Source organism: Capnocytophaga gingivalis, from assembly GCF_002302415.1.
Classification (GTDB): Bacteria; Bacteroidota; Bacteroidia; order Flavobacteriales; family Flavobacteriaceae; genus Capnocytophaga; species Capnocytophaga gingivalis.
This window is the reverse complement of the sequence record NZ_CP022386.1, coordinates 2,284,309-2,307,649: the sequence shown is the minus strand read 5'-3', so window position 1 is coordinate 2,307,649 and position 23,341 is coordinate 2,284,309. Positions and strand designations below refer to the sequence as shown.

General features: G+C 38.7%; 16 protein-coding genes and 1 pseudogene. All 17 read right to left on the bottom strand.

Annotated features, from left to right (window positions below):
- Positions 1-2: 2 nt before the first annotated feature.
- Entirely contained in the window at positions 3-1,376 is a 1,374-nt protein-coding gene (locus CGC50_RS10960) for a hypothetical protein (protein WP_095910852.1), read from the bottom strand.
- A 3-nt stretch (positions 1,377-1,379) separates the two neighbouring features.
- Positions 1,380-3,536, bottom strand: coding sequence for a type VI secretion system Vgr family protein (locus CGC50_RS10955; protein ID WP_095910851.1), 2,157 nt, complete (start codon positions 3,534-3,536; stop codon positions 1,380-1,382).
- Between the two features lie 76 nt (positions 3,537-3,612).
- Positions 3,613-4,020, bottom strand: coding sequence for a type VI secretion system tube protein TssD (gene tssD, locus CGC50_RS10950; RefSeq protein ID WP_095910838.1), 408 nt, complete (start codon positions 4,018-4,020; stop codon positions 3,613-3,615).
- 481 nt (positions 4,021-4,501) lie between these two features.
- Positions 4,502-5,179: an Imm43 family immunity protein gene (locus CGC50_RS10945; RefSeq protein WP_232781117.1), complete on the bottom strand. Its 678-nt coding sequence runs from the start codon at positions 5,177-5,179 to the stop codon at positions 4,502-4,504.
- Positions 5,180-5,190: 11 nt separating this feature from the next.
- Positions 5,191-6,585, bottom strand: a complete 1,395-nt coding sequence (locus CGC50_RS14315; RefSeq protein ID WP_095910850.1) for an RHS repeat-associated core domain-containing protein — start codon at positions 6,583-6,585, stop codon at positions 5,191-5,193.
- Positions 6,586-6,879: 294 nt separating this feature from the next.
- A complete protein-coding gene (locus tag CGC50_RS10935) occupies positions 6,880-7,554 on the bottom strand; it encodes a hypothetical protein (RefSeq protein WP_095910849.1) in 675 nt (224 codons plus the stop codon).
- A gap of 156 nt (positions 7,555-7,710) precedes the next feature.
- The gene (locus CGC50_RS10930) at positions 7,711-8,826 is read right to left on the bottom strand and encodes an RHS repeat-associated core domain-containing protein (protein WP_095910848.1); all 1,116 of its coding nucleotides are present in this window, start codon (positions 8,824-8,826) and stop codon (positions 7,711-7,713) included.
- A gap of 279 nt (positions 8,827-9,105) precedes the next feature.
- A complete protein-coding gene (locus CGC50_RS10925; protein ID WP_095910847.1) occupies positions 9,106-9,537 on the bottom strand; it encodes a hypothetical protein in 432 nt (143 codons plus the stop codon).
- Positions 9,534-10,871: an RHS repeat domain-containing protein gene (locus CGC50_RS10920; RefSeq protein ID WP_095910846.1), complete on the bottom strand. Its 1,338-nt coding sequence runs from the start codon at positions 10,869-10,871 to the stop codon at positions 9,534-9,536. Before CGC50_RS10920 ends, CGC50_RS10925 begins: the two co-directional genes overlap by 4 nt.
- A gap of 416 nt (positions 10,872-11,287) precedes the next feature.
- Positions 11,288-11,896: a DUF6707 family protein gene (locus CGC50_RS10915; RefSeq protein WP_095910845.1), complete on the bottom strand. Its 609-nt coding sequence runs from the start codon at positions 11,894-11,896 to the stop codon at positions 11,288-11,290.
- A gap of 18 nt (positions 11,897-11,914) precedes the next feature.
- Positions 11,915-14,491: an RHS repeat-associated core domain-containing protein gene (locus CGC50_RS14310; RefSeq protein WP_095910844.1), complete on the bottom strand. Its 2,577-nt coding sequence runs from the start codon at positions 14,489-14,491 to the stop codon at positions 11,915-11,917.
- A gap of 125 nt (positions 14,492-14,616) precedes the next feature.
- Positions 14,617-15,387, bottom strand: coding sequence for a DUF6261 family protein (locus CGC50_RS10905; protein WP_095910843.1), 771 nt, complete (start codon positions 15,385-15,387; stop codon positions 14,617-14,619).
- A 283-nt stretch (positions 15,388-15,670) separates the two neighbouring features.
- Positions 15,671-16,375 carry an Imm43 family immunity protein gene (locus CGC50_RS10900; RefSeq protein ID WP_095910842.1) on the bottom strand — a complete coding sequence of 235 codons (705 nt, stop codon included), beginning with the start codon at positions 16,373-16,375 and terminating at the stop codon, positions 15,671-15,673.
- A gap of 12 nt (positions 16,376-16,387) precedes the next feature.
- Positions 16,388-16,819 (bottom strand): AHH domain-containing protein, encoded by a 432-nt coding sequence (locus tag CGC50_RS14370; protein WP_455578802.1) that lies wholly within the window; start codon positions 16,817-16,819, stop codon positions 16,388-16,390.
- A pseudogene (locus CGC50_RS14385) lies at positions 16,820-17,083 on the bottom strand (RHS repeat-associated core domain-containing protein); the annotation flags it as partial.
- Between the two features lie 908 nt (positions 17,084-17,991).
- On the bottom strand, positions 17,992-18,600 hold the full coding sequence (locus CGC50_RS10890; protein ID WP_095910840.1) for a DUF6707 family protein: 609 nt from the start codon (positions 18,598-18,600) through the stop codon (positions 17,992-17,994).
- Positions 18,601-18,618: 18 nt separating this feature from the next.
- Positions 18,619-23,274, bottom strand: coding sequence for a DUF6531 domain-containing protein (locus CGC50_RS14275; RefSeq protein ID WP_095910839.1), 4,656 nt, complete (start codon positions 23,272-23,274; stop codon positions 18,619-18,621).
- Positions 23,275-23,341: the final 67 nt, after the last annotated feature.

Here is a 23,341-nt window from a genome sequence, read left to right as displayed (position 1 = left end):
TGTTATGAGTTTATCTGTTCGACTATCTTATTTAAAGTTTCCTCATCAGAGACCTTTTTCCAACTCGATACAATCTCTCTCCACTGTTTACCAAATAGAGGTTCACAAATAGCTTCTATCTCATCATAGCTAAGATACTTTTCATGGTTCTTTTCCATAAATGTATCCACTGCTATACGATAAGAAGAACCGTAAGCTACTTCTTTGCTTAGAACCTTTCCTAATGAAACAGCTACTTTTAAAGCCTCCATTGCTTCTTTGGTTTTGTTACAGTGAAAGCCTGCATTAGCTAACATTCTCGCTGCTTCAATCAATAAGATAGGGTTATCTGATTGCAAGTAAAGTTCATAGGCAGTAATATAATCAGTATATGAGCTTTCCCATTTTTCCTTAATATAATAGATAGTTCCTCTATACAGTAAGGTTTGTGCAAGGAGCGCTTGAGATACTGATTTTTCCAATTGACTTTCAGCGATAACAGCAGTGGCCACAGCTTTGTCAGCATACTCTAAAACTTCTTTATCTTTTTTATAACGCATTTTATCATTAGACAAAATGGTATAAACTACCACCAATTGAGTAAGCCAATAAGGGTCTTTACTCAATAAGTTTTGAGCTTCAGTGATGCATACCTCTCCATACTTTTCGGCTTCGCTCTCTTTTTCTTCTTCTATAGCCTTAGTCATACTTATAAAAGCCTTACGGTATTTAGTGGAGGACTCATCAGGAGGAAGCATAGAAGTTACCTGTTGCATAGCCAAAGGCATGTTTAAGTTTAGAAAAAGTGTATAAACCTTTTGTTTGCCTTCCCTGCTTAAGCTGTCAAATACAGAGTTATTCACTGTATCAGTTACAAGGAAACGTACTTTTTCACTAATGCCATAGTCAAGACACTTAAAAAGCCATTGGATAAAGTTTTTGCTTTTGTTAGTGTTTTTAAGAATAGCTACGGTATAGTTGCCTTCTAGGAGATGGAGAGCTTCGGCTAATTTATTGAAATTAGCTGTAAAAGCACCTGCCCATCCCATTTCTTTTCCCATATTGTAATCTACTTCCCAATCAATTTTTTCGGAAGTTTCCTGTTCGTCTTCTCCTACCTCTTTTTGATTTGTATTCCAAATGGTGATAGTTTCTTTTAATTCCTCTAACAGAGATTTAGTATATTCTTCATCATTGGTATACATTGCATCGAAATGGAAAGCAATATCCATAATATCAGTATCCGTAGCAATCATATAAGTAAAGAAAGTATCTACTATATCCTGCTCATCTCTTTGAGAGAGTATACGCACTACACGTGCTTGGGAGTCCGTTTTTGAAATGTCCCACTCATCTACTATTTGCTCGATACGCTGTTCAATAGGGTTTGTTGCCATTTTCTAATTTAATTTTAGGATACTTCCTTGCACAGAAGTAGGCCCACTTGAGGTTACTGTTGCCTTTGCTTTTCCTTCTATAGTTGTCTTCTTCGCACTTACTGATGAGGTTTCGCCTCCTAATAAGTTAATATTTTTAGAGGCTACTTTTATGTTATCTGGAACGATATCTATAGAATTAGATTCACCAATTTTATTAGATATGGAATCCGTTCCTACCACAAAGATGTTTTTACCTTGGATAACTATTGCACCATCTTGACTTAAAGAAATAGACGAATCCCCTGTGCCCAAAGTTATATTGTCTATAGCACCTATTGTAATCTTGTTGGTACCATCTAAAGTGATGAGATTACTTCCTGTTTTATCTTTGATGGTAATACCTCCTCCATCGTTAAGCTCTATGGTATGTCCGCTTTTACTGCTAAGGCTTTTTACATTATTGCCAGTTCCTCCGCCTCCCCCAACTTTTCCGTGGAAGAGACTACCCATTACATAAGGTCTGTCAGGGTGATTGTGAATGAAACCTACCATCACTTGGTCGCCTATTTCGGGGATAGCTACAAAACCTCTGTTTTTGCTTACTTTCTCACTACCTCCTGCATCAGGAGTCATTACTCGTATCCATTCTGTAGAGCCTTGTTGCCAATCAAAACGCACCTGTACTCGTCCTTTACTGTCCTTATTATCAACTACTGTAGCTGTTTGAGGTTCTGCTATAGGAGTTTTGAAAACAGGACGAGGTAAGAATCCTGTATCAGAAGCTATGGCTTCAAATGTCCCTACATAGTTTCCAATAGAATCTAATGTGTGATGCACTTGAGTAATCATCAACTTAGTTAAGTAGTTGGCCTCTTTGTTGATAGAGTCGTACATCTCCATTTCCGCCACACAGCCTGGGTAGAGGAAAGGAACAGAAGTCTTTCCAGAAGTGATAAACACTTGGGTAGCAATGCTTCCTATGGTACTTTTTTGTGCCGTTTGTATATCACTACCTGTAAGAGCTTTCATAGGAGCTACTTGCAAGGATGCCGTCTTAAATGTATTCTTTGAAATCTCAAAAGCATCTTTTGCCAGTGACGATTTGTGTTCTATAGGAGTTTCTTTGCTAGTTAATGCCTTATCATCTCCGCTATTATAACCATAAAATGAGCGATTGATATGTAAGGTTCTCATCTGTATATCTATCTCATCTACATTTTTACCAAACATCAGTTTGATAGGAGCCTCAGGGGTAGGCAGTTTGCCAAAATGCAATTTCTCTCCATCATAGAAAAATTGTTCTCCATAGGTTTCGGCTACACGAGCTAAGAAATTATAGTGAGTTTCTTCGTATTGACACAGATAAGTAACATTACTATAAGCGGGTTCTACTCTAAAAGAAAAGTTAGAGCCTAATCCCTCTTTGATAGTCTGTTCTACCACAGATTTTAAAGCCACTACTTGTTTTCCTCCAAAACTTTGTGTATGAGGAGCGGCATCTAACAATACTGTAGGGCTTTTCCCTGTTAAGACAATACTTCCTTGATTGTTTCTTTCTCTACTGAAACTTACATTGGTAATAACCCCTACAAAGTTTCTTTCAGGCACATCTTTATCCAGACCTCTGTAAAAGAAAGTGATGGTAATACGTTTACCTAATAGATTCTTTATATGTTCCATCTGGTGATTTTCTGCTTTACCTAATGAATCATAAGCTAATACTAAAGAAAAACTATGATGTTCTACAGCCGATTGTGAAAGAGAAAGATGTTTGTATTTGGTTATATTTACCCCTCCTTCAATCGCTATTTTAATGTCTGTAATGTTGTTTTGGCCTGCGATTTCACTCTTTTGAATATTTTCAGAAGTACTTGGTTGAGGGCTGACATAAGAGGGCTCTGAGGCTGTAGTGTCAGCTTCAGAGGTAGGTACTTCTTTCTTAGGAGTAGCAGCTATTGGAGCAGGAGAATGAATATTTTGAGTGGGCAAAGCATTTTTAGCAGCGTTGGCTTCATTCATATACTTAAAGCCTTCGGATACATATTCTCTCCCTTGATTGGCTGTGTCTTTTACTTTCTTAGCTTCATCTCCCATTTGTTCAGCAGCCATATTAGCTGCTGGTTCTACTAAATCTCCAGTCTTAGGAAGCGTAGTTTTTTTGTTTATCTCTGATGTCATATGAATTGTTTTTTACAAATTTATTAAAACAAAAAAGGCAGTAGCTTTTTCAGCCACTGCCTTTAATACCTTGAAATTAAGCACTTGGCCATACACCTTCGTAAGTAGCACCTCCATAGTTGATAAATTCGGCACTTATTACAAAACTAATGACCATGCTGTTACTATTGACAGCATCAAAATCCAATGTATGCTGGATCACATACCCATTTTCCCAATTAAGGGTAATGAGTGTACCCTCTTCGTGAGATTTGTTAAAGGTAATCTCTCCAACAGTTGGTTTATACTTGCCGTTGAGCAAGCTCTCCAAAATATCAGATTTGTCTGTTGCCTCAATGGTAACATTGATAAGTGCATTTGAGGGGTCTGAAGCCACACGGCCAGACACATCCACTGAACGGCCTACACTGTAGCTAAGCTTCAACACTTTTTGGGCTTCCCCTTGGTTGAACTTCAGTACAGCTCTTGAATTATTCTCTGCCATATCTTAAGAGGTTAAAGATTATACATGGGGCAAAGCTACAAAAGTTTTTTGATTCTCACAAACCTTTGAGTAAGTTTTTTAATTTTTGTCGTAATTCTACGATATAATCATTATATTTCTTTTAACAACACATCTGAAACATTAGGCGCCCCTTTACACTATTTCGAGCGTATTATAGGCTTAAAAAACTCTTTTCTCTATAGTGGATAAAGAAAAATAGTGGGGCAATTCTTTTGTATTTCACTGATTGTAAAGGTGTTGAAATTTTAACAACACATCTGATACATTACCTTCTTCTTTAACAACACATCTAAAACATTAGGTGTCTCTTTACTCTATTTAGAGCGCATTATAGGCTTAAAAAACGCTTATCTCTATGGTGAGTAAAGGGAAATAGTAGGGCAGTTCTTTTGTATTGTATTGATTAGTAGGTTGTTGGAATTTTAACAACGCATCTGATATATTACCTATATCTGATACGTTACCACTTTAAACAAGTATTATACACTTCTGGAAACTCACTTACTGAATATATCTCAGGAGCATAGCATAGCTTTTCTATTTCCTCTTTTAATGACTTTTTTATAACTAAGGCATTTTGATAGCAAAAATAATCATCAGGTAATACATTTCCTAAAACAAAAATATTCCTATCAGTAGGCTTTTTAAAGTGCAAATCAGGATAAAGAAAAGTGTCCTCCCAACCTCTCGCAGCTATTTTTAAGTTGTCTTTAAAGGCAAATAATTCGTTATCAGCCCTACAGAAACGCAATAAATAATAGGGCTGTTTAGCAATATTCTCCCCTTTAGTATTTACAACATTCAAGGTTGCTTTTTCATATTGAGGGTTTAAGCCATTCTCTATCAGAAGATTTAATAATCTATCAGAGAAAACTCTTATCCCTTCATAATATCCTAAGAAATCAAACAACACTTCTTTCTGGCGTTTTACCACTAAAATCAATTCTTCAGGCAATTTGTATTTCTCTTCAGGAGGAAAAGAGAAATACATAGGAGAGTATTTAATCCATTCTCCACGCTTGATTTTAGTAGGGTTTTTAGGGTAAAATTCCTCTGTAATAGTTGTCATTACAGTAGCAGGAACTCCTTTAGGTAACGCATTGGGGGTTGAATAAAACCATATAAACAATTCTTCCATAATACTTAATTTTATGACAATCTTTGACAACCACTTCCTGTTGTCCTTTGTCCTATGTTAGATCTTAATTCGTTTTGATAATCAATTATTTCTTGTTTAGCTCGCTGTCTTGCTTCAGCCTTTTCAAGTTGACTTTTTTTAGGATCATTAGCAATCTTTTCGTATTCGTCTTTTATTTTCTTAATTCTATCTCCTACATTTGTATTATAGGTAGAATGGCTTCCATTATGATAATATAGGAAATTATTTTTATTACCAAGAGCTTCACTACTATTTAGAAATATACCATTACTTGCACTATCTCTTCCAAACCCTTTCCCTTTCATTCCTACTTCATTAAGAAAAGCTCTATTATCATTCCATACTTGTTCTGGAATTAAATGATGTGCTTGCCATTCTGTACTTTTATTTTCTGAAGTAACCAATACTCCATGAGTATCTCCCGCTTTCATTAAATTTCTTCCTAATTGCGTAGAGCTTAAACCAAATATATCTAAATAAGTATTTGTGTCGTGAACATAATCATATAGATTAGCCCCTCCTATTAATCTTATTGGGTCTTGGCTTATATACGCCCCTGTTTCAGGGCTATAATACCTAAACCTATTATACGCAAGATTAGTTTCAAAGTCATAGTACTGTCCTTGATAAAGGAATGGTATAAACGGGCGTACATCATCTCCTAAGGAGGACGCTTTAATTTCTCTTTTTACCCGTCCATATATATCTAACTGTCGATTCCAAACCTCATTCCCTTCGCTGTCAATAGCAAGTATAGGAGTGCCTAAGTGGTCGCTTATAATGGAGTAGGCTTTGCCATTTACCAACTTAGCGGTAGGCACAAAGCCTTCAAAGACCCAAGTAGTAAGCTCTGTATGCTCAGAGTTGTCTTTCTTAAAGGTCTCGTGCAGGAGTACGTTGCCATCCCATACAAAGCGGAATGTGGAACTCATACGGCGTTTCTCTAAACGCCTACCAAAGGCATCGTATCTAAATCTATAGGTGATGCCCTCTAAGTCTGTAACAGAGCGGAGTGAGCCATTGGCATTCCAAGTGTATAAAATACCCTTGCCTGTGCTTTTGGGGTTTATGCCTCTATCACGTAACTCTCCACCGCTAAAGACTGGTCTATAACCTATATCTTTGATATACTCCTTAAAAATCAAGTTGCCTTCTACATCATAATGATAGTAGTAGGTGCGGTCTTGTTGGAGCTGTGAGTTGGTGTATTTTCTATCGGTTTTATCTTTAGTCTCGTATAAGTTACCGAGCTTGTCAGCGGTGCGGAATTGTTCTTCCTTGCGGTCGTAAATGGCACGTACGAGGTAACCCCTATCATCGTATTCAAAGGAGGCATCTCGGTCTTTATAAGCATGGTCTATGATATCATACAAACGGTAATCCACGCCCCACTGATACTCTTTCCAAAGGAGCGTGCCATAATCACTACGGGCTGTTTGGTGACGTATACGCCCTAACCGATCTCGGCGGGTTTCGTATTTTACACCTCCTGTAAGCTGTCGGTAGATTTCTAAACCTAACTTTTAACAACACTTCTGAAACATTAGGTGCCTCTTTACGCTATTTAGAGCGCATTATAGGCTTTAAAATGCTTATCTCTAAGTGGGTAAAGGGAAAAATAAAGCTTTGGTTCTTTTGTATTTTGTATTGAAACTTTAACAATACACGTGATACATCCCTTAATTCTCTAAAATACCTTCTCTTATAATATAACCTGTAACCATTTCTTTTTGTAATTCTTCTATAAGTGGTTGAGAAAGAAATAGTCCGTGCCTTGTATCTATCACATCATATTCCATCTTAATATTTAAAAAAATGGATACAGGATCTGCCATATGTCTATCATATTCAGCGTTTTCATAATCATCTACATTCTCAAACATAACTCTTTGACCTTTTTCATATCTGTAAAAAACAGATTTTTTAAAGTCATACATATTAGCCAAAAGAGTAGGAAAGCCTACTAAAAAATAGTCTTGCGAAAAAGTTGCTATTTTTGCAGGTATCTTGTTGTGAATGGGAAGCCTATATTTAGCAAGAATTTTATAAGCTCTCTCACTTATTAAAAATGAAATATTAAATAGTTGTTCACTATAATTCATAATATCCAATTCCTTGATACTTTTTGTTTTAGGAAAATAAGTAAGATCAAAATCCTGAGGAGGTTCATAAATAACATAACTTCCCCAACGAGTTCGCTCAATATTTTTTATATTGGCTATAAAAAATTCTTTAAAATTTTTCTCCACTCTTTTATCTGTGAAAGAATTTTTATTCTGTTCAACAGCGCATCCCCCATTTCTTCTTCCTGTTGTTTTAGAATCCCAATCTGTACGTATTCTATAATATTTCATAAACTAATTTTTACATTCTATTTTATGTAATCCTTTCTTAAAGTAATCGTTTAGGGTTATTCCCGTTTTTTTAAAATTCTCCAAGGCTTTCTCAATATGATTTCTAAGATTATCTTGTAAGGTTTTTATCTTTTCTAATGTTAATCCTCCTTTTTTTTAATTATTTATCTCTTCTTCAACATAATCATTATATTTTGGATGATTCCCATGGAAAGGTTTATCTAAATCCAATAGATTTGTTTTATCTTGTGCTTTTTTTGAGACATTTTGTATATATCCTTCTATACTTTTAAATAATTCTCTATTATTTCTAAAAACGGCATTAGGTATAAGATGATGAATATCCAACCCAAAAACATCTACTTGTATATTGCTATCAAACACATACGCATACAAAGTTGGATTATTACCATTTAGCCTTATCGGATCTTGACTTATGTAACCTCCAGTCTCAGGTGAGTAGTAACGATAACGATTATAAGCAAGATTAGTCTCAAAGTCGTAATACTGCCCTTGATATAGAAAAGGCACAAAAGGGGTTACTTCATCTCCTAATGAATTGTGTTTATATTCTTTACGTACACGTCCATAAATATCAAGCTGGCGGTTCCACACTTCGTTACCCTCGCTATCAACAGCGAGTATAGGTGTACCGAGATGGTCACTTATGATTGAATAGGCTTTGCCTCCTTGTAGCTTGGCAACAGGTACAAACCCTTGGAATACCCAAGTGATACGTTTATCCTCTGCAACGGGGCGGTTTTCTACTTGTTTCCATTCGTGTAGGAGGACATTGCCGTCCCATACATATTCGATAGCTGCCAGCACTCGGTCTTTAGTAATACGTCTACCTAAAGCATCATAAGAAAAGTAAAGAGACATATTCTTAGGAGCTGAAACACTCTCCAATAGACCATTGGCTTTCCAAGTGTATTTCCACGTTTGGAAGTTTTCTGTTTTTTCTATTAGGAAACCTTCTTCGTCATACTTATAAGTAGCATTTTTGGTCTTTATCAATTGTGCACTTTTATACACACGATCGCTCTTATCTTTAGTCTCGTATAGGTTACCGAGCTTGTCAGCGGTACGGAATTGCTCTTCCTTATGGTCGTAAATGGCTCGTACGAGGTAGCCCCTGTCATCGTATTCAAAGGAGGTATCTCGGTCTTTATAAGCGTGGTCTATGATATCATACAAACGGTAATCCACGCCCCATTGGTACTCTTTCCAAAGGAGCGTACCATAATCACTACGGGCTGTTTGGTGACGCATACGACCCAAACGATCTCGGCGGGTTTGATTGGTTACATTACCCGTTAATTGTCTCTGTATTTCTAAACCTAACTTTTACCAACACATTTGAAACATTAGGAGCTTCTTTACGTTATTTAAAGCACTCTATAGGCTTTAAAAAACTTTTATCTCTATGTATAGGTAAAGAGAAATAAGGTTTTAGTCATTTTGTATTTTACTAATAGTTAGATTGTTGTGCTTTTAACAACACATCTGATACATTACCAATATAGAATACTATTTATAAAGAACTGATATTTATAAACTATCTTCTGTTGGTTTTTGAATACTATCTATATTTTCTTTTATAAAATTCATTAGCGCTTCCTTATCTAAGATGTATTTATCCTTCAATAATCTATCAAACATCTGAGAAAAGCCAGTAAAAAGAGACTCTCTGAAAAAGTCTAATAACTCATTAACGGGAAGAGCGTCTTCTTTAAGTGTCACTGCAATTGTTATAGCTATAAATCCTTTCTTTTTAAAGAACTTTAGATGAGAACAACCTGCAGGATCTCCATAGGTGAAAAAAATCCCATCTATCCTAACAGCAAAATCTAACCGAATTTCTGGAGTTATAAGAAGATTAGGCGCTATTTCTTTTAATTTGTTCCTAATCCTCATAATATACCTCATTAGATATCCATTAGTACTCCCCCCACCTCTTACATATAGTTCTATTCTTGTCATTTTTTACAATTATTTTTACGTTCTTTTTGTATTTCTAACATTTTGTCATAGGCTTTTTGAGCTTCTGGGCTTAAGGGTTCTCCTTTTTTAGCTCCAGCCCAACGTTCCTTATTGTCCTTTCCTGGTATTTTTTCTGCTAATTCTCTTTCTATTGCTTTAATATCTACGATATTTCCGCCATCTCTTACTGGATCAATGTCATCTCTTCCTTTTGTACCATATCGCTCTAATAAATTATCTGTTTTTCCCCATTTTAAAAATTCATCTTCATCATCAAATTTTGCATATAGATAGTTTGTTTCTGTTGATTGGTGAGAATTTCCATGTACTTTATCTTTAACGACAGGAGGTTTAGGATTAGGATTGGGGCCAAACTTCCCATTATTTCTTGGATATGGGTTATGCCATCCAAATATATCTAATCCTGTATTAGGATCCTCTACATACGCATACAAGTTAGGATTGTTACCTGATAGCCTTATCGGATCTTGGCTTATATACGCCCCTGTCTCAGGTGAGTAGTAGCGGAAGCGGTTATAAGCAAGATTAGTCTCAAAGTCATAATACTGTCCTTGGTATAAGAAAGGCACAAAAGGAAACACATCCTCACCGAGAGAACTATGTTTGTACTCTTTACGCACACGCCCATAAATATCAAGCTGGCGGTTCCACACCTCCATTCCATCGCTATCAACAGCAAGTATAGGTGTGCCGAGATGGTCGGAGATAATGCTATATGCCTTACCATTTACTAACTTGGCGGTAGGTACAAAACCTTCAAACACCCAAGTGGTGAGCTCTGTATGCTCAGAGTTGTCTTTTTTGAAAGTTTCGTGTAATAAAACATTCCCGTCCCATACAAAGCGGAACGTGGAAGCCATACGGCGTTTTTCTAACCTTCTACCAAAAGCATCATATCTAAACCTATAGGTGGTGCCTTGTAAATCTGTAACAGAACGGAGTGAACCGTTGGCACTCCAAGTGTATAAAATACCCTTTCCTGTGCTCTTAGGATTTATACCTAAGTCTCTAAGTTCACCACCGCTAAAGACTGGACGATAACCTACATCTTTAATGTGTTCTTTAAAGATAAGGTTGCCCTCTACATCATAGTGATAGTAGTAGGTGCGGTCTTGTTGGAGCTGGCTATTTTTGTACTTGCGGTCTTTCTTGTCCTTGGTTTCGTATAGGTTACCCAATTTGTCAGGAGTACGGAATTGCTCTTCTTTGCGGTCGTAAATGGCTCGTACGAGGTAGCCCCTGTCATCGTATTCAAAGGAGGCATCTCGGTCTTTATAAGCGTGGTCTATGATATCATACAAACGGTAATCCACGCCCCACTGATACTCTTTCCAAAGGAGCGTTCCATAATCACTACGGGCTGTTTGGTGACGTATACGACCTAACCGATCACGGCGGGTTTGATTGGTTACATTACCCGTTAATTGTCGCTGGATTTCTAAACCTAACTTTTAACAACACATCTAATACATTACTCCAATACTTTTTTATAGGTAAAAAAAATAAAAATCCTACTTTCAGCAACCTTGATGGGTTGTTAGTAGCTATTTAAACTATCGTCAACCAACACTGGGGCGTACTTTTGCATGGCTGAAAGTAGGATTCTGTACTACTGGAATATACTTTTGTATAGCTGGAAGTAGGAGAATGTAGTGCTGAAATATGTACTTATATAATGATAGAATGATAGAAATACATTTATACGGCACTCTACCTAAAGAATACCCTCCTAAAAGAGAGCCTTATCAATATGCTTTGCGATAAATTGCTTTTCCTCCTCAATCATAGGATCCAACTTTTCAATAGGATAAGCTTCTGAGCCACCCATTGCTCGCATATACAAAAGTACTTCAAATTGTGCATGATGCCAACTAATTTCTGATTTTAGGTCACCTGAATCTTGTTTGTCTTTTATCTCTTTAAGATAGAAACCTTCTCCATTCATTATTCTTTTAAAAACATCCATATTTACCCTTTGTTCAGCTTCATCTCCAGAATACAAGCAGACTTCTTCCATCGTTTTTCTACATGTTTTCACCTTCTCATTTTCACCTCTCTTGGCATAAATAAGACTCTCTACAGCTAATACTCCATATACATTCATCCAAATAAGCATATTTCCTGTATATTCAAGTTTGTCTATTAGATTAGCTACTTGCAAGGCTAACTCTTCTTGATCTACTATATAAAGAAGAGAGCATAATTCACGGATACTAAACATAGTATCTTTACTTTTAAAACTATACTTCTTCTTGATTTGTTTTACCTTTTTGATAAAGATTTTCTGAGGGCAGGCTACTAATATACTGTCCAAAAGCATTTCTACTTGTGTGTCCATTTTTTTATTATTTAATTTTTAATCTACAATTACAATCTTTACTTTTGAGCCAGTTTTGTTTCCTTCTAAAGCCTTTCCAATAGCAGATCCTACACTTCTATTGTCTGAGGGATTAATATGTATAACACTCGCACCTTTCCCACCTTCTCTAAAAATGGCCATAGGGAATTCATCTCTGTCATAGCCTTTCTTTGTTTCGATTCCTTTAAGAGAATCCTTCCTTCGATCATCTGCTTTAGTAGGATCATAAGTGAATGTATTTTTCCCTGTACTTTGCATATATAATTCTATATGTATTAAGGCTTCATTATTATCACTAAAATTTTTTCGGCTAATAGTAAGTACTAAATTACAATCTCCATCCTCTTCTGTAGCTTTACGAACAGCGCACTTAGGAGCCAGCCCAAAGAAGTCTATGCTTCCATTGGGGTCTCTTACATAGGCATAAATATTAGGCTGTCCGCTTCTTAAGCCAATAGGATCCTGGCTTATATAGGTTCCCGTGCTTGGGTCGTAGTATCTAAAGCGGTTATAAGCAAGACCTATCTCTATATCATAGTATTGTCCTGCTTGTAGGAATGGGATAAAAGGCATAGGGTCATCCCCTAAAGAAGAAGACTTGTATTCATACTTTACCCGTCCGTATATATCCAATAAGCGTGTCCAGACCTCGACTCCCTCACTATCTAATGCCATAATGGGCGTGCCAAGGTGGTCATTTATAATGCTATATGCTTTCCCATTGACAATCTTCGCAGATAGTGTGAGATCCTCAAATACCCAAGTAGTTATCTTGTCCTCTGAGTCTTTGGTATTTTTTCTTAATACTTCGTGTAGTAATACATTGTCATCCCATACGAATTTTATAGAAGAATTCATTCTTCTTTTCTCTATCCTTCTACCAAAGGCATCATACTTAAAGGAATAACGCATTCCATCTACTCCTAAGACAGAGCGTAACGATCCATTCGCATTCCAAGTATAGAGTATTCCCTTTCCTGTACTCTTAGGCTGTATACCTAAGTCTCTAAGTTCGCTTCCACTAAAGACAGGTCTGTAGCCTACATCTTTAATGTGTTCCTTAAAAATCAAGTTACCCTCTACATCATAATGATAGTAGTAGGTACGGTCTTGTTGGAGTTGGCTATTTTTGTACTTGCGGTCTTTTTTGTCCTTGGTTTCGTATAGGTTACCCAATTTGTCAGGGGTGCGGAACTGTTCTTCCTTACGGTTGTATATAGCACGCACCAAATAACCCTTATCATCATAGTCAAAGGCAACATCGCGATCCTTATAGGTATGGTCTATAATCTGGTGCAAACGGTAGTCGATACCCCATTGGTATTCTTTCCAGTGGATAGGTCTTCCTCTCTCGTCGCTGGTTACTTGATGACGTAAACGACCTAAGCGGTCTCTTCGGCTCTCATGTTTTACATTACCCGTTAATTCTCGTTGGATTTCTAAGCCTAACTTGTCGTAGTCTATTTTAGCCTCCCAGTCGCCTGCTGTTATCTTGCTTATATTACTAAGTTTGTCGAGCTCGTAGTTAATATCCGCCCCTAAGTTACTGCTTAGTTTAATACGTCTGCCAAGGATATCGTATTCACTATAGACCTCCGTTACTTCCTCGCTATTGGTGCGCTGGGTGCGCTCTTTGGTGATGTTGCCTAACTTATCTCTTTCAAAAGTTACTATAGCATCGGCATTGGTGGCTTCTTTTAAAAAGCCTGCTTCGTAGAGGTAACGCTCGCTACTGCCATCGTGGTAACTTACTTGGGCTATACGTCCGTTAGGGTCATAGTCATAGCTGGTATAGCGTTTTTTGGTGCGTTGTACTTTGGTTACCCAGCCTGCTTGGTTGCGCTCATATTCTCTGATAAGTCCGTCAAAAGCGGTTTCCTTGCGTACGTTACCATTGCCGTCTAAATCAAAGAGGTATTCCTCGCCTTCTTCGTTTACAATACGGCGCAATTGTCCTTCGGTATCATAGGTAAAGCGTACCGTGCTGTCGCCCTCAGTGCGTTCTATGAGTTTGTTTAAGCCTTTGTAGCGGTAGCGGATGTCCTTATAGGCATCGCTATAACGCACCACATTATCCATCGCATCGTACTTCAATGAGATGTTATTATCGTCAAAGTCTTGTACGAGTTCCACCCTTCCTAAGAGGTCGTAGTGGCGCAACTGTCTTAGCTGGTGGGGGTTGGTGATAGCTGTACACTGTCCTAAGCGGTCGTATTCGTATTCGGTAATACCCTCGTTTGGGGCTTTTATCCGTTTGATATTCTTTTGTCTGTCGTACAGTACCTCTGTAGTAGCTCCCAAGGCATCGGTAAGGGAGTGTAACAGTCCTTTTTCGTATTTGAAGGCTGTGGTGGCTCCCAATGGGGTTTTGCGTTCGGTGAGGTTACCTACCTCGTCGTAGTTCCATTCCCATTTGCCTCCTCTTGGGTCAGTGGCTTCGGTGAGTAGGTGTTTGTTATAGGGGTCGTAGTACTCCATTTGGGTAAGGCTCCCATCGGGTTCTATGACCTTTACCACATTGCCCCACTTATCGTGGAGGTAGCTGGTGGTATTACCCATTGGGTCAGTTTCCATTTCCAGCTCACTAAAGCTGTTGTAATGCGAGTTCCATTCGCCCTTTTCGGGGTCTACGTATTTTATGACGCGTCCGTTGTGGTGGTGGAAGGATTTTTCAATATATCAAAGAACTTATAAAAATATTATTCAGAAACAGTTTTCGTTTCTGCTGGCTTTACTGCTTTTTTGTTAATGAGGGCTTGTGCCAAACGTTGCTTATTGGCTGATATAGTATCATCAATGAGTTTGTTAAAGAAAGTACTAAAATTAGCCGTTTCTGCTGATGGATTGACAATGTGATTCGCAAAAACAAATCTCGCCAATTCCTTATACAAAGCATCGGTTTCCTTGCGGACTTTCTTTACATTGATAGTATTGGTATTGATTTGATTTTCAGCACGTACATCTACTAACTCTTGGTATTTAGCATTGGCTTCTTTCAAGGGAGCTACCGAATGGGATACACCCAAAGTGTTCAAATGCGCGGCAATAGCAGGCTTTTCTAAGTCCTTAACTAAGGCATCAATCGCTTGCGACTTCTGACGGGTAGGCAAAGAGGTAACGCCTTTATAGTTTTTAAACTCTAAATAGAGTATTTGCGCCGCTTCTCTCTGTGCGACTAAGGCGCTTTTCTTTCCTAACCTAAAGGAAGAAAGCAGATACGATAGCAATTCATTGCGTTGTTTGTCTAAACGACGAATGTTTTCAGACTCTTTGCTCGAACGGCTTTGTCTCGAAGCCTCCGTAAGGAGCTCTACGTTCCTTTCAATAGCTGTAACGAGTTCATTTTTAAGCCCCAACTTCTCTGGAGTAGTTGTATTGACCAACTTAATCACCCCTTTTATAAACTGAGCGTACTCATCGTTATTCAGTTTACCAACATTCGGTAACGAAATGTCTATTTTGTAACTCATAAATATAGATTTTTTGTTATTAAAGTTCTATTCGGCAAAGTTAGCAAATAGTTTCGAAATACACAATCCCCTGTCGCACATTTCCGACGACAGCTAAAAAATATTTTACCTATAAGAATGAGGTGAGAATTATAGATTTTATATTTTGTAGCTGTAAGAATGAGGTCGGGATTATAGGTTTGAGGTTGTTTTAATACAGATATCAATATGGTATTTATAGCTTAGAAATTTAAAAATAATTGATCACACCTTCTTGAAACAACCTAATATATAGTCTTATTTCTTACTCTATAATAAATTCAGTATTTGAAAGCTCTAAATGGAATGTATTTTCAGTAAATTCTATGAGTTTCTCTATAGGATAAAACTCAATTGTTTTAATTTTTCGATTCTCTACACTATTCTTAAATTCCTCATTACAAAAAAGAAGAGTATCAAAAAAAGATTGACAAATATAGAAAATAGGTTTTTTACCTAATAGTTCTTTGTTGAAAACAATTTTTGTTGCTTTCTTTATTTTAACTCTTGGATACCTTTCCCCCAAATCTATATTGGGAGGTCTAGTCTCTATGAATTTTGATTTATCAAAATCAATAGCTTGTACATCTTCTTGAATGATAATGAAAAAATAATTCTTTCGAGAGTTTACTACCCCATCTCTATTGACCATTACAACAGGTGTAGAAAGATACTTTATAGGATTATGATTGTCCATAATCTCTTTAAACTCTTCTGAAATGATAAACCCACTTGATGTATAGCAATAATCAAAATCTAATAGCCTATGCTTATTGATAAGATAAAGTTTTTCAGGGAGTTCAGTCAAGTTCATCCAGCCCCCACGCCACTCGTCATCAACAAGAACAGGAGGAAGTGTAGATCCTTTGTATTCTTCCCTTGGAATAAATCGTGTGTGTAAAATCCCATCTAAATAAATAGGGGTTCCTTTTGCGTTTCTATTACGCACCATAAAATAATATTGATTCATATTGTTAAATATTTAAGCAAGTGTGTTACTTCCACCACATTTAGTCTTTTTTACTCCTTTTTTCTTATTTAGGATATCTTTTCGAAGTTCTTCTTGTAATTCTCTTATCTTTTTTACAGCTTTATTTCTAATTTCTTCTTTGGTCAAATCCTCCTTTGCAAATTCTTCCTTTATATCTTTAACCTTAGTTTCTACTTCATTAATATAATCAGGATGTCCTCCACAATGAACAATCATCGCTGGATCTCCTAATTCCGTAGCTTTTTTAGCAGATGAAGGCATTAAGAGTCCATTTTTCGCATCATCTCGTTCTACACCTATGGCATTGAAAAAAGCACTATATTTGTTGTATACTGTTTCAGGTATTAGGTGATGGGCAGCCATTCCATCCCCGTTCTTTCCGCCTAATGCTCTATCTAATTTACGACTATCCAACCCCCAGATATCTATAGAGATATTGGGATCTTTTACATACATATATATGTTAGGGGTGGAACCTAATAATTTTATAGGGTCTTGCGAGATATACATTCCGCTTTCAGGAGAATAGTAACGATAACGATTATAAGCAAGATTAGTCTCAAAATCATAATACTGCCCTTGATATAGAAAAGGCACAAAAGGAAAGACATCATTTCCTAACGAGGAATGTTTGTATTCTTTACGTACACGCCCATAAATATCAAGCTGGCGATTCCATACCTCCATTCCATCGCTATCAATAGCAAGTATAGGAGTACCAAGATGGTCGCTTATGATAGAGTAGGCTTTGTCATTCACGAGTTTAGCTGTTGGCACAAACCCTTCAAAGACCCAAGTAGTAAGCTCGGTGTTTTCGGAGTTGTCTTTTTTGAAAGTTTCGTGCAGGAGTACGTTCCCATCCCATACAAAGCGGAAAGTAGAGCTCATACGGCGTTTTTCTAACCTTCTGCCAAAGGCATCGTATCTGAACCTATAGGTGGTGCCTTGTAAATCTGTAACAGAACGGAGTGAACCGTTAGCATTCCAAGTGTAAAGTATTCCTTTACCTGTACTCTTAGGCTGTATGCCTAAATCTCTAAGTTCACCTCCGCTAAAGACTGGTCTATACCCAACATCTTTGATATGCTCCTTAAAAATCAAGTTGCCCTCTACATCATAGTGATAGTAGTAGGTGCGGTCTTGTTGGAGTTGGCTGTTTTTATACTTGCGGTCTTTCTTGTCCTTTGTTTCATAGAGGTTACCGAGCTTATCAGGTGTGCGGAACTGTTCTTCTTTGCGGTCGTAAATGGCTCGTACAAGGTAGCCTCTGTCATCGTATTCAAAGGAGGCATCTCGGTCTTTATAAGCATGGTCTATGATATCATACAAACGGTAATCCACGCCCCACTGGTACTCTTTCCAAAGGAGCGTACCATAATCACTACGGGCTGTTTGGTGACGCATACGACCCAAACGATCACGGCGGGTTTGATTGGTTACATTACCCGTTAATTGTCGCTGGATTTCTAAACCTAACTTTTAACAACACATCTGATGCATTACCGAAGTAGGAGAATGTAGTGCTGAAATATGTACTTATATAATATAGACCGATCGAAATACATTTATAGGCACCCTACTTAAAGAATTCCCTCCTAAAAGAGAGCCTTATCAATATGCTTTGCGATAAATTGCTTTTCCTCCTCTATCATAGGATCCAACTTTTCAATAGGATAAGCTTCTGAACCACCCATTGCTCGTATAAATAAAAGCTCTTCAAACTGTAAGAGATGATGAAAGATTTCTGCCTTCAAATCTTTAGATTCTTGGTCTTGCTTTATTCTGTCAAGATAGAAACCTTCTCCATTCATTATCCTTTTAAACACTTTCATACTTACACTTTGTTCATCTTCATCTCCAGAATATAAGTATACATCTTCTATAGTTTTTCTACATGTTTTCACCTTCTCATTTTCACCCCTTTTAGCATAAATAAGACTCTCTACAATTATCACTCCATACACATTCATCCAAATAAGCATATTTCCTGTATATTCAAGTTTGTCTATTAGATTAGCTACTTGTAAAGCCAACTCCTCTTGATCCACTATATAAAGAAGAGAGCATAATTCACGGATACTTTGCATAGTATCTTTACTTTTAAAACTATACTTCTTCTTGATTTGTTTTACCTTTTTCACAAAGATTTTCTGAGGACAGGCTACTAATATACTGTCCAAAAGCATTTCTACTTGTGTGTCCATTTTCTTATTATTTAATTTTTAATCTACAATTACTATCTTTACTCTCGAGCCTTTTTTGTTTCCTTCTAAAGCCTTTCCAATAGCAGATCCTACACTTCTATTGTCAGAAGGATTAATGTGCATAACACTTGCTCCCTTACCTCCTTCTTTGAAAATAGCCATAGGAAATTCATCTCTGTCATAGCCTTTCTTCGTTTCGATTCCCTTAAGAGAGTCCTTTCTTTGAGAGTTAGCATTGTTAGGTTCATAAGTGAATGTATTTTTCCCTGTACTTTGCATATATAATTCTATATGTATCAAGGCTTCATTATTATCACTAAAATTTTTTCGGCTAATAGTAAGTACTAAATCACAATCTCCATCCTCTTCTGTAGCTTTACGAACAGCGCACTTAGGAGCCAGCCCAAAGAAGTCTATGCTTCCATTGGGGTTTCTTACATAAGCATAAATATTAGGCTGTCCGCTTCTTAAGCCAATAGGATCCTGGCTTATATAGGTTCCCGTGCTTGGGTCGTAGTATCTAAAGCGGTTATAAGCAAGACCTATCTCTATATCATAGTATTGTCCTGCTTGTAGGAATGGGATAAAAGGCATAGGGTCATCCCCTAAAGAAGAAGACTTGTATTCATACTTCACTCGCCCATATATATCCAATAGGCGTGTCCAGACCTCGACTCCCTCACTATCTAAAGCCATAATGGGGGTGCCAAGGTGGTCATTTATAATGCTATATGCTTTCCCATTGACAATCTTCGCAGATAGTGTGAGATCCTCAAATATCCAAGTAGTTATCTTGTCCTCTGAGTCTTTGGTATTTTTCCTTAATACTTCGTGTAGTAATACATTGTCATCCCATACGAATTTTATAGAAGAATTCATTCTTCTTTTCTCTATCCTTCTACCAAAGGCATCATACTTAAAGGAATAACGCATTCCATCTACTCCTAAGACAGAGCGTAACGAGCCATTTGCATTCCAAGTATAGAGTATTCCCTTTCCTGTACTCTTAGGCTGTATACCTAAGTCTCTAAGTTCACCTCCGCTAAAGACTGGTCTATAACCAACATCTTTGATATGCTCCTTAAAAATCAAGTTACCCTCTACATCATAGTGATAGTAGTAGGTACGGTCTTGTTGGAGTTGGCTGTTTTTGTACTTGCGGTCTTTCTTGTCCTTTGTCTCGTATAAGTTACCGAGCTTGTCAGGGGTGCGGAACTGTTCTTCCTTACGGTTGTATATAGCGCGCACCAAATAGCCTTTATCGTCATAGTCAAAGGCAACATCGCGATCCTTATAGGTATGGTCTATAATCTGGTGCAAACGATAATCAATACCCCATTGGTATTCTTTCCAGTGGATAGGTCTTCCTCTCTCATCGCTGGTTACTTGGTGGCGCAAACGACCCAAGCGGTCTCTTCGGCTCTCGTGTTTTACATTACCCGTTAATTCTCGTTGGATTTCTAAACCTAACTTATCATACTCCATACGAGCCTCCCATCCCTCTGCTCCTTCTGATTGGGAGAGAGCTGGGGTGTGGATTCTGGTGATATTACTAAGCTTGTCTAACTCGTAGCTAATATCCGCTCCTAAGTTACTGCTTAGTCTAATACGTCTGCCGAGAATGTCGTATTCGCTATAGACTTCGGTTACTTCCTCGCTATTGGTGCGCTGGGTGCGCTCTTTGGTGATATTGCCTAACTTATCCCTTTCAAAGGTTACTATAGCATCGGCATTGGTGGCTTCTTTCAAGAACCCTGCTTCGTAGAGGTACTGCTCACTACTGCCGTCGTGGTAACTTACTTGGGCTATACGTCCGTTAGGGTCGTAGTCATAATTGGTATAGCGTTTTTTAGTGCGTTGTACTTTGGTTACCCAGCCTGCTTGGTTGCGCTCATATTCTCTGATGAGTCCATCAAAAGCGGTTTCTTTTCGTACGTTACCATTGCCGTCCAAATCAAAGAGGTATTCCTCGCCTTCTTCGTTTACAATACGGCGCAATTGTCCTTCGGTATCGTAGGTAAAGCGTACCGTGCTGTCGCCCTCAGTGCGTTCTATGAGTTTGTTAAGACCTTTGTAGCGGTAGCGGATGTCCTTATAGGCATCGCTATAACGCACCACATTATCCATCGCATCGTACTTCAATGAGATGTTATTATCGTCAAAGTCCTGTACGAGTTCCACCCGTCCTAAGAGGTCATAATGGCGCAATTGTCTTAACTGGTGGGGGTTGGTGATAGCCGTACACTGTCCTAAGCGGTCGTATTCGTATTCGGTAATACCCTCATTCGGGGCTTTTATCCGTTTGATATTCTTTTGTCTGTCGTACAGTACCTCTGTAGTAGCTCCCAAGGCATCGGTAAGGGAGTGTAACAGTCCTTTTTCGTATTTGAAGGCTGTGGTCGCTCCCAATGGGGTTTTGCGTTCGGTGAGGTTACCTACCTCGTCGTAGTTCCATTCCCACTTGCCTCCTCTTGGGTCGGTAGCTTCGGTGAGCAGGTGTTTGTTATAAGGGTCGTAGTACTCCATTTGGGTAAGGCTTCCATCGGGTTCTATGACCTTTACCACATTGCCCCACTTATCGTGGAGGTAGCTGGTGGTATTACCCATTGGGTCGGTTTCCATTTCCAGCTCGCTAAAGCTGTTGTAATGGGAGTTCCATTCGCCCTTTTCAGGGTCTACGTATTTTATGACACGTCCGTTGTGGTGGTGGAAGGCTTTGGTATAGCCCAAGCTATCTCTTACCAGTGTGCAATGTGGGTCGGAGTAATCAAAGGTATAGTGCAAGAGGTCATCAGTACCTCGTACTTCTACGCATTTAGCTCCTGTGCCTTTGCCGTCGTAAGTAAATGTCCATACTGTACCATTGCGCCAAATTTCTTTTACCATTAGGTGGTTTTGGTAGGCAAAGTGCATAGGTTGCCCTAAGGCATCGGTATGGGTGAGCAAATCTCCTTCCTCAGAGTAGCTATATTGTGCGATCGCAAAGCGTTCGTTTTCTTGTTTGGGGTGGGGAGCGTATATAGTGGTGATACGTCCCTCGTTATCTGTTTCAAAGGTTAAGGTACGTTCTGCGGAGTCTATCAGCTGGGTTAGGGCTCCATTGGCTTTATAACTCAGCTGTATTTGGTGTCCGTTTCTATCTACTATTTTCTCTAGCAGCTGTTGCTTGCGCTCACTGCCTTTCATTGGGTATGCTGTTTCCGTAAAATAGTAGCAGAGTCCTGAGGTATCTTTTACGTAATAGCGTCCGCTTTCATCCACGCACAAGTAGAGTTTTTCCAAGCGGTGGAAAGTAGGTTTGTCTGGACTGTTGGGTAGTTCTATATCTACCCCGCGTCCATCGTTCATTCTGATAGTGGCTACTCTGGCTTCCCAGTCGAAGCCTATGGCCATATCGTAGGAGTGGTGCCAGCCATAGCCTAAAGGACCTTCGTAAGGGCTATAGCTATACCATGTGCGTTCCCATACCAAAGGAATCACTCCTGAGAGGCTAAAGTCTTCATTATCGGTATAGAAATATCCTTCGGCTACTTCCACAGGGTGGCTTTGTCCTGTACCAAAGTGTTTAGAGAGTTTGGTTTTAGTAGCACAAGAAAAGGGCAATTTGGAGATACCTTTTTCAGCTAACTTGCGGAAGCGTTGTCCTAACTTGAGTTTGCCCAAGCCTGCTTTGAAGAGTCTATCGCCTATGGCTAAGGGGTTGATAGGAGTAGGAATGGTATTGACCAGTACAGGTCGGCTCCAAGGGATAGGCAGGATACTCCCTGAAGGGACAAAGAGTTCTGTTTTAGGGTTTTCGGGGTCAGGGGATTTTTTGGTGCTATTGCGTTGGCCTTTGAAGAGGTCTACAATACCTATATCCCAGCAGTCATAGTTCAGGTGCATCATCCCTGCCATAGGGTCGCCATCGGCTGTTACAAAGAGGCTTCCTAAATACACCTTACCATTGTCCTTAGCGATTGTGCTATCAAAACTGGGGTGAAAGCCTGCGCCCATAGGGATATGTGGAATCACTCTTGAGGGAGTGCCCGTTATAGCTCGTGGCAATACGCCTCCAATGAGCACCGTAGCACTGAGTCCTGCTTTTCCTAAAGCTGTAGATACCAAGCCATCGGCTTGGTTGATGAGTTTATCAGTTTTGGCTTGTGCGGCTTGTTCTGCTTCTGTATGGAGTTCGTTGGCATTGGGTTGTGCTTCTTGTACAGCACTCATCGCCTCTGCCTTTACCATATTGACCATACAGCTCACCCAGTCTTTGGTTCTGAAAAGTACAGAAATGTAAGGGTGAGGCAGGGGGACAGGAGTCCCTGGTGGAACGGTAACAAAGTGTACATCTATCCCCATTACAGGGTCTAACTGCTTGGCTACAGGCAAAAAGGCTTCACCTTTGAAAGCAGCTAAGTGGGTCATCAAGGGCATTATTAAGGACTCTGAGAGTTGCCTTGAGAGGCCTTGTACCACATCAATAGCCGTTTTGATGTCTAAGGCTGCCTCTATGGGGCTTACACTCCCATCGGCAAGTCCTTTTAGGGCATTTACTGCCCCAACAACAGCTTCAGAGCTCTGCAAAAGGTTCTCCTCGGCTCCCTGCAACGCTTGGTCTGTACTCCCTGCGTCAGCTACAGGACCCTCTGTGCCCTTGAGAAATTTTTTGAAATAACTGTTGCTTGACATCTGTTACTATTTGTTATTTAATATTGTCTAAACCTTATTTAGTGAAATAAAAAATTAAGAAAAATCA

Excerpts from the sequence above, each read along its gene's own strand:
- CGC50_RS10960 (WP_095910852.1), bottom strand. The coding sequence starts at position 1,376 with ATGGCAACAAACCCTATTGAACAGCGTATCGAGCAAATAGTAGATGAG.
- CGC50_RS10935 (WP_095910849.1), bottom strand. The coding sequence starts at position 7,554 with ATGAAATATTATAGAATACGTACAGATTGGGATTCTAAAACAACAGGA.
- CGC50_RS10915 (WP_095910845.1), bottom strand. The coding sequence starts at position 11,896 with ATGGACACACAAGTAGAAATGCTTTTGGACAGTATATTAGTAGCCTGC.
- CGC50_RS14310 (WP_095910844.1), bottom strand. The coding sequence starts at position 14,491 with ATGGAAACTGACCCAATGGGTAATACCACCAGCTACCTCCACGATAAG.
- CGC50_RS10955 (WP_095910851.1), bottom strand. The coding sequence starts at position 3,536 with ATGACATCAGAGATAAACAAAAAAACTACGCTTCCTAAGACTGGAGAT.
- CGC50_RS10925 (WP_095910847.1), bottom strand. The coding sequence starts at position 9,537 with ATGACAAGAATAGAACTATATGTAAGAGGTGGGGGGAGTACTAATGGA.
- CGC50_RS10945 (WP_232781117.1), bottom strand. The coding sequence starts at position 5,179 with ATGGAAGAATTGTTTATATGGTTTTATTCAACCCCCAATGCGTTACCT.
- CGC50_RS10900 (WP_095910842.1), bottom strand. The coding sequence starts at position 16,375 with ATGAATCAATATTATTTTATGGTGCGTAATAGAAACGCAAAAGGAACC.
- tssD (WP_095910838.1), bottom strand. The coding sequence starts at position 4,020 with ATGGCAGAGAATAATTCAAGAGCTGTACTGAAGTTCAACCAAGGGGAA.
- CGC50_RS14275 (WP_095910839.1), bottom strand. The coding sequence starts at position 23,274 with ATGTCAAGCAACAGTTATTTCAAAAAATTTCTCAAGGGCACAGAGGGT.
- CGC50_RS10930 (WP_095910848.1), bottom strand. The coding sequence starts at position 8,826 with ATGCGTCACCAAACAGCCCGTAGTGATTATGGTACGCTCCTTTGGAAA.
- CGC50_RS10905 (WP_095910843.1), bottom strand. The coding sequence starts at position 15,387 with ATGAGTTACAAAATAGACATTTCGTTACCGAATGTTGGTAAACTGAAT.
- CGC50_RS10890 (WP_095910840.1), bottom strand. The coding sequence starts at position 18,600 with ATGGACACACAAGTAGAAATGCTTTTGGACAGTATATTAGTAGCCTGT.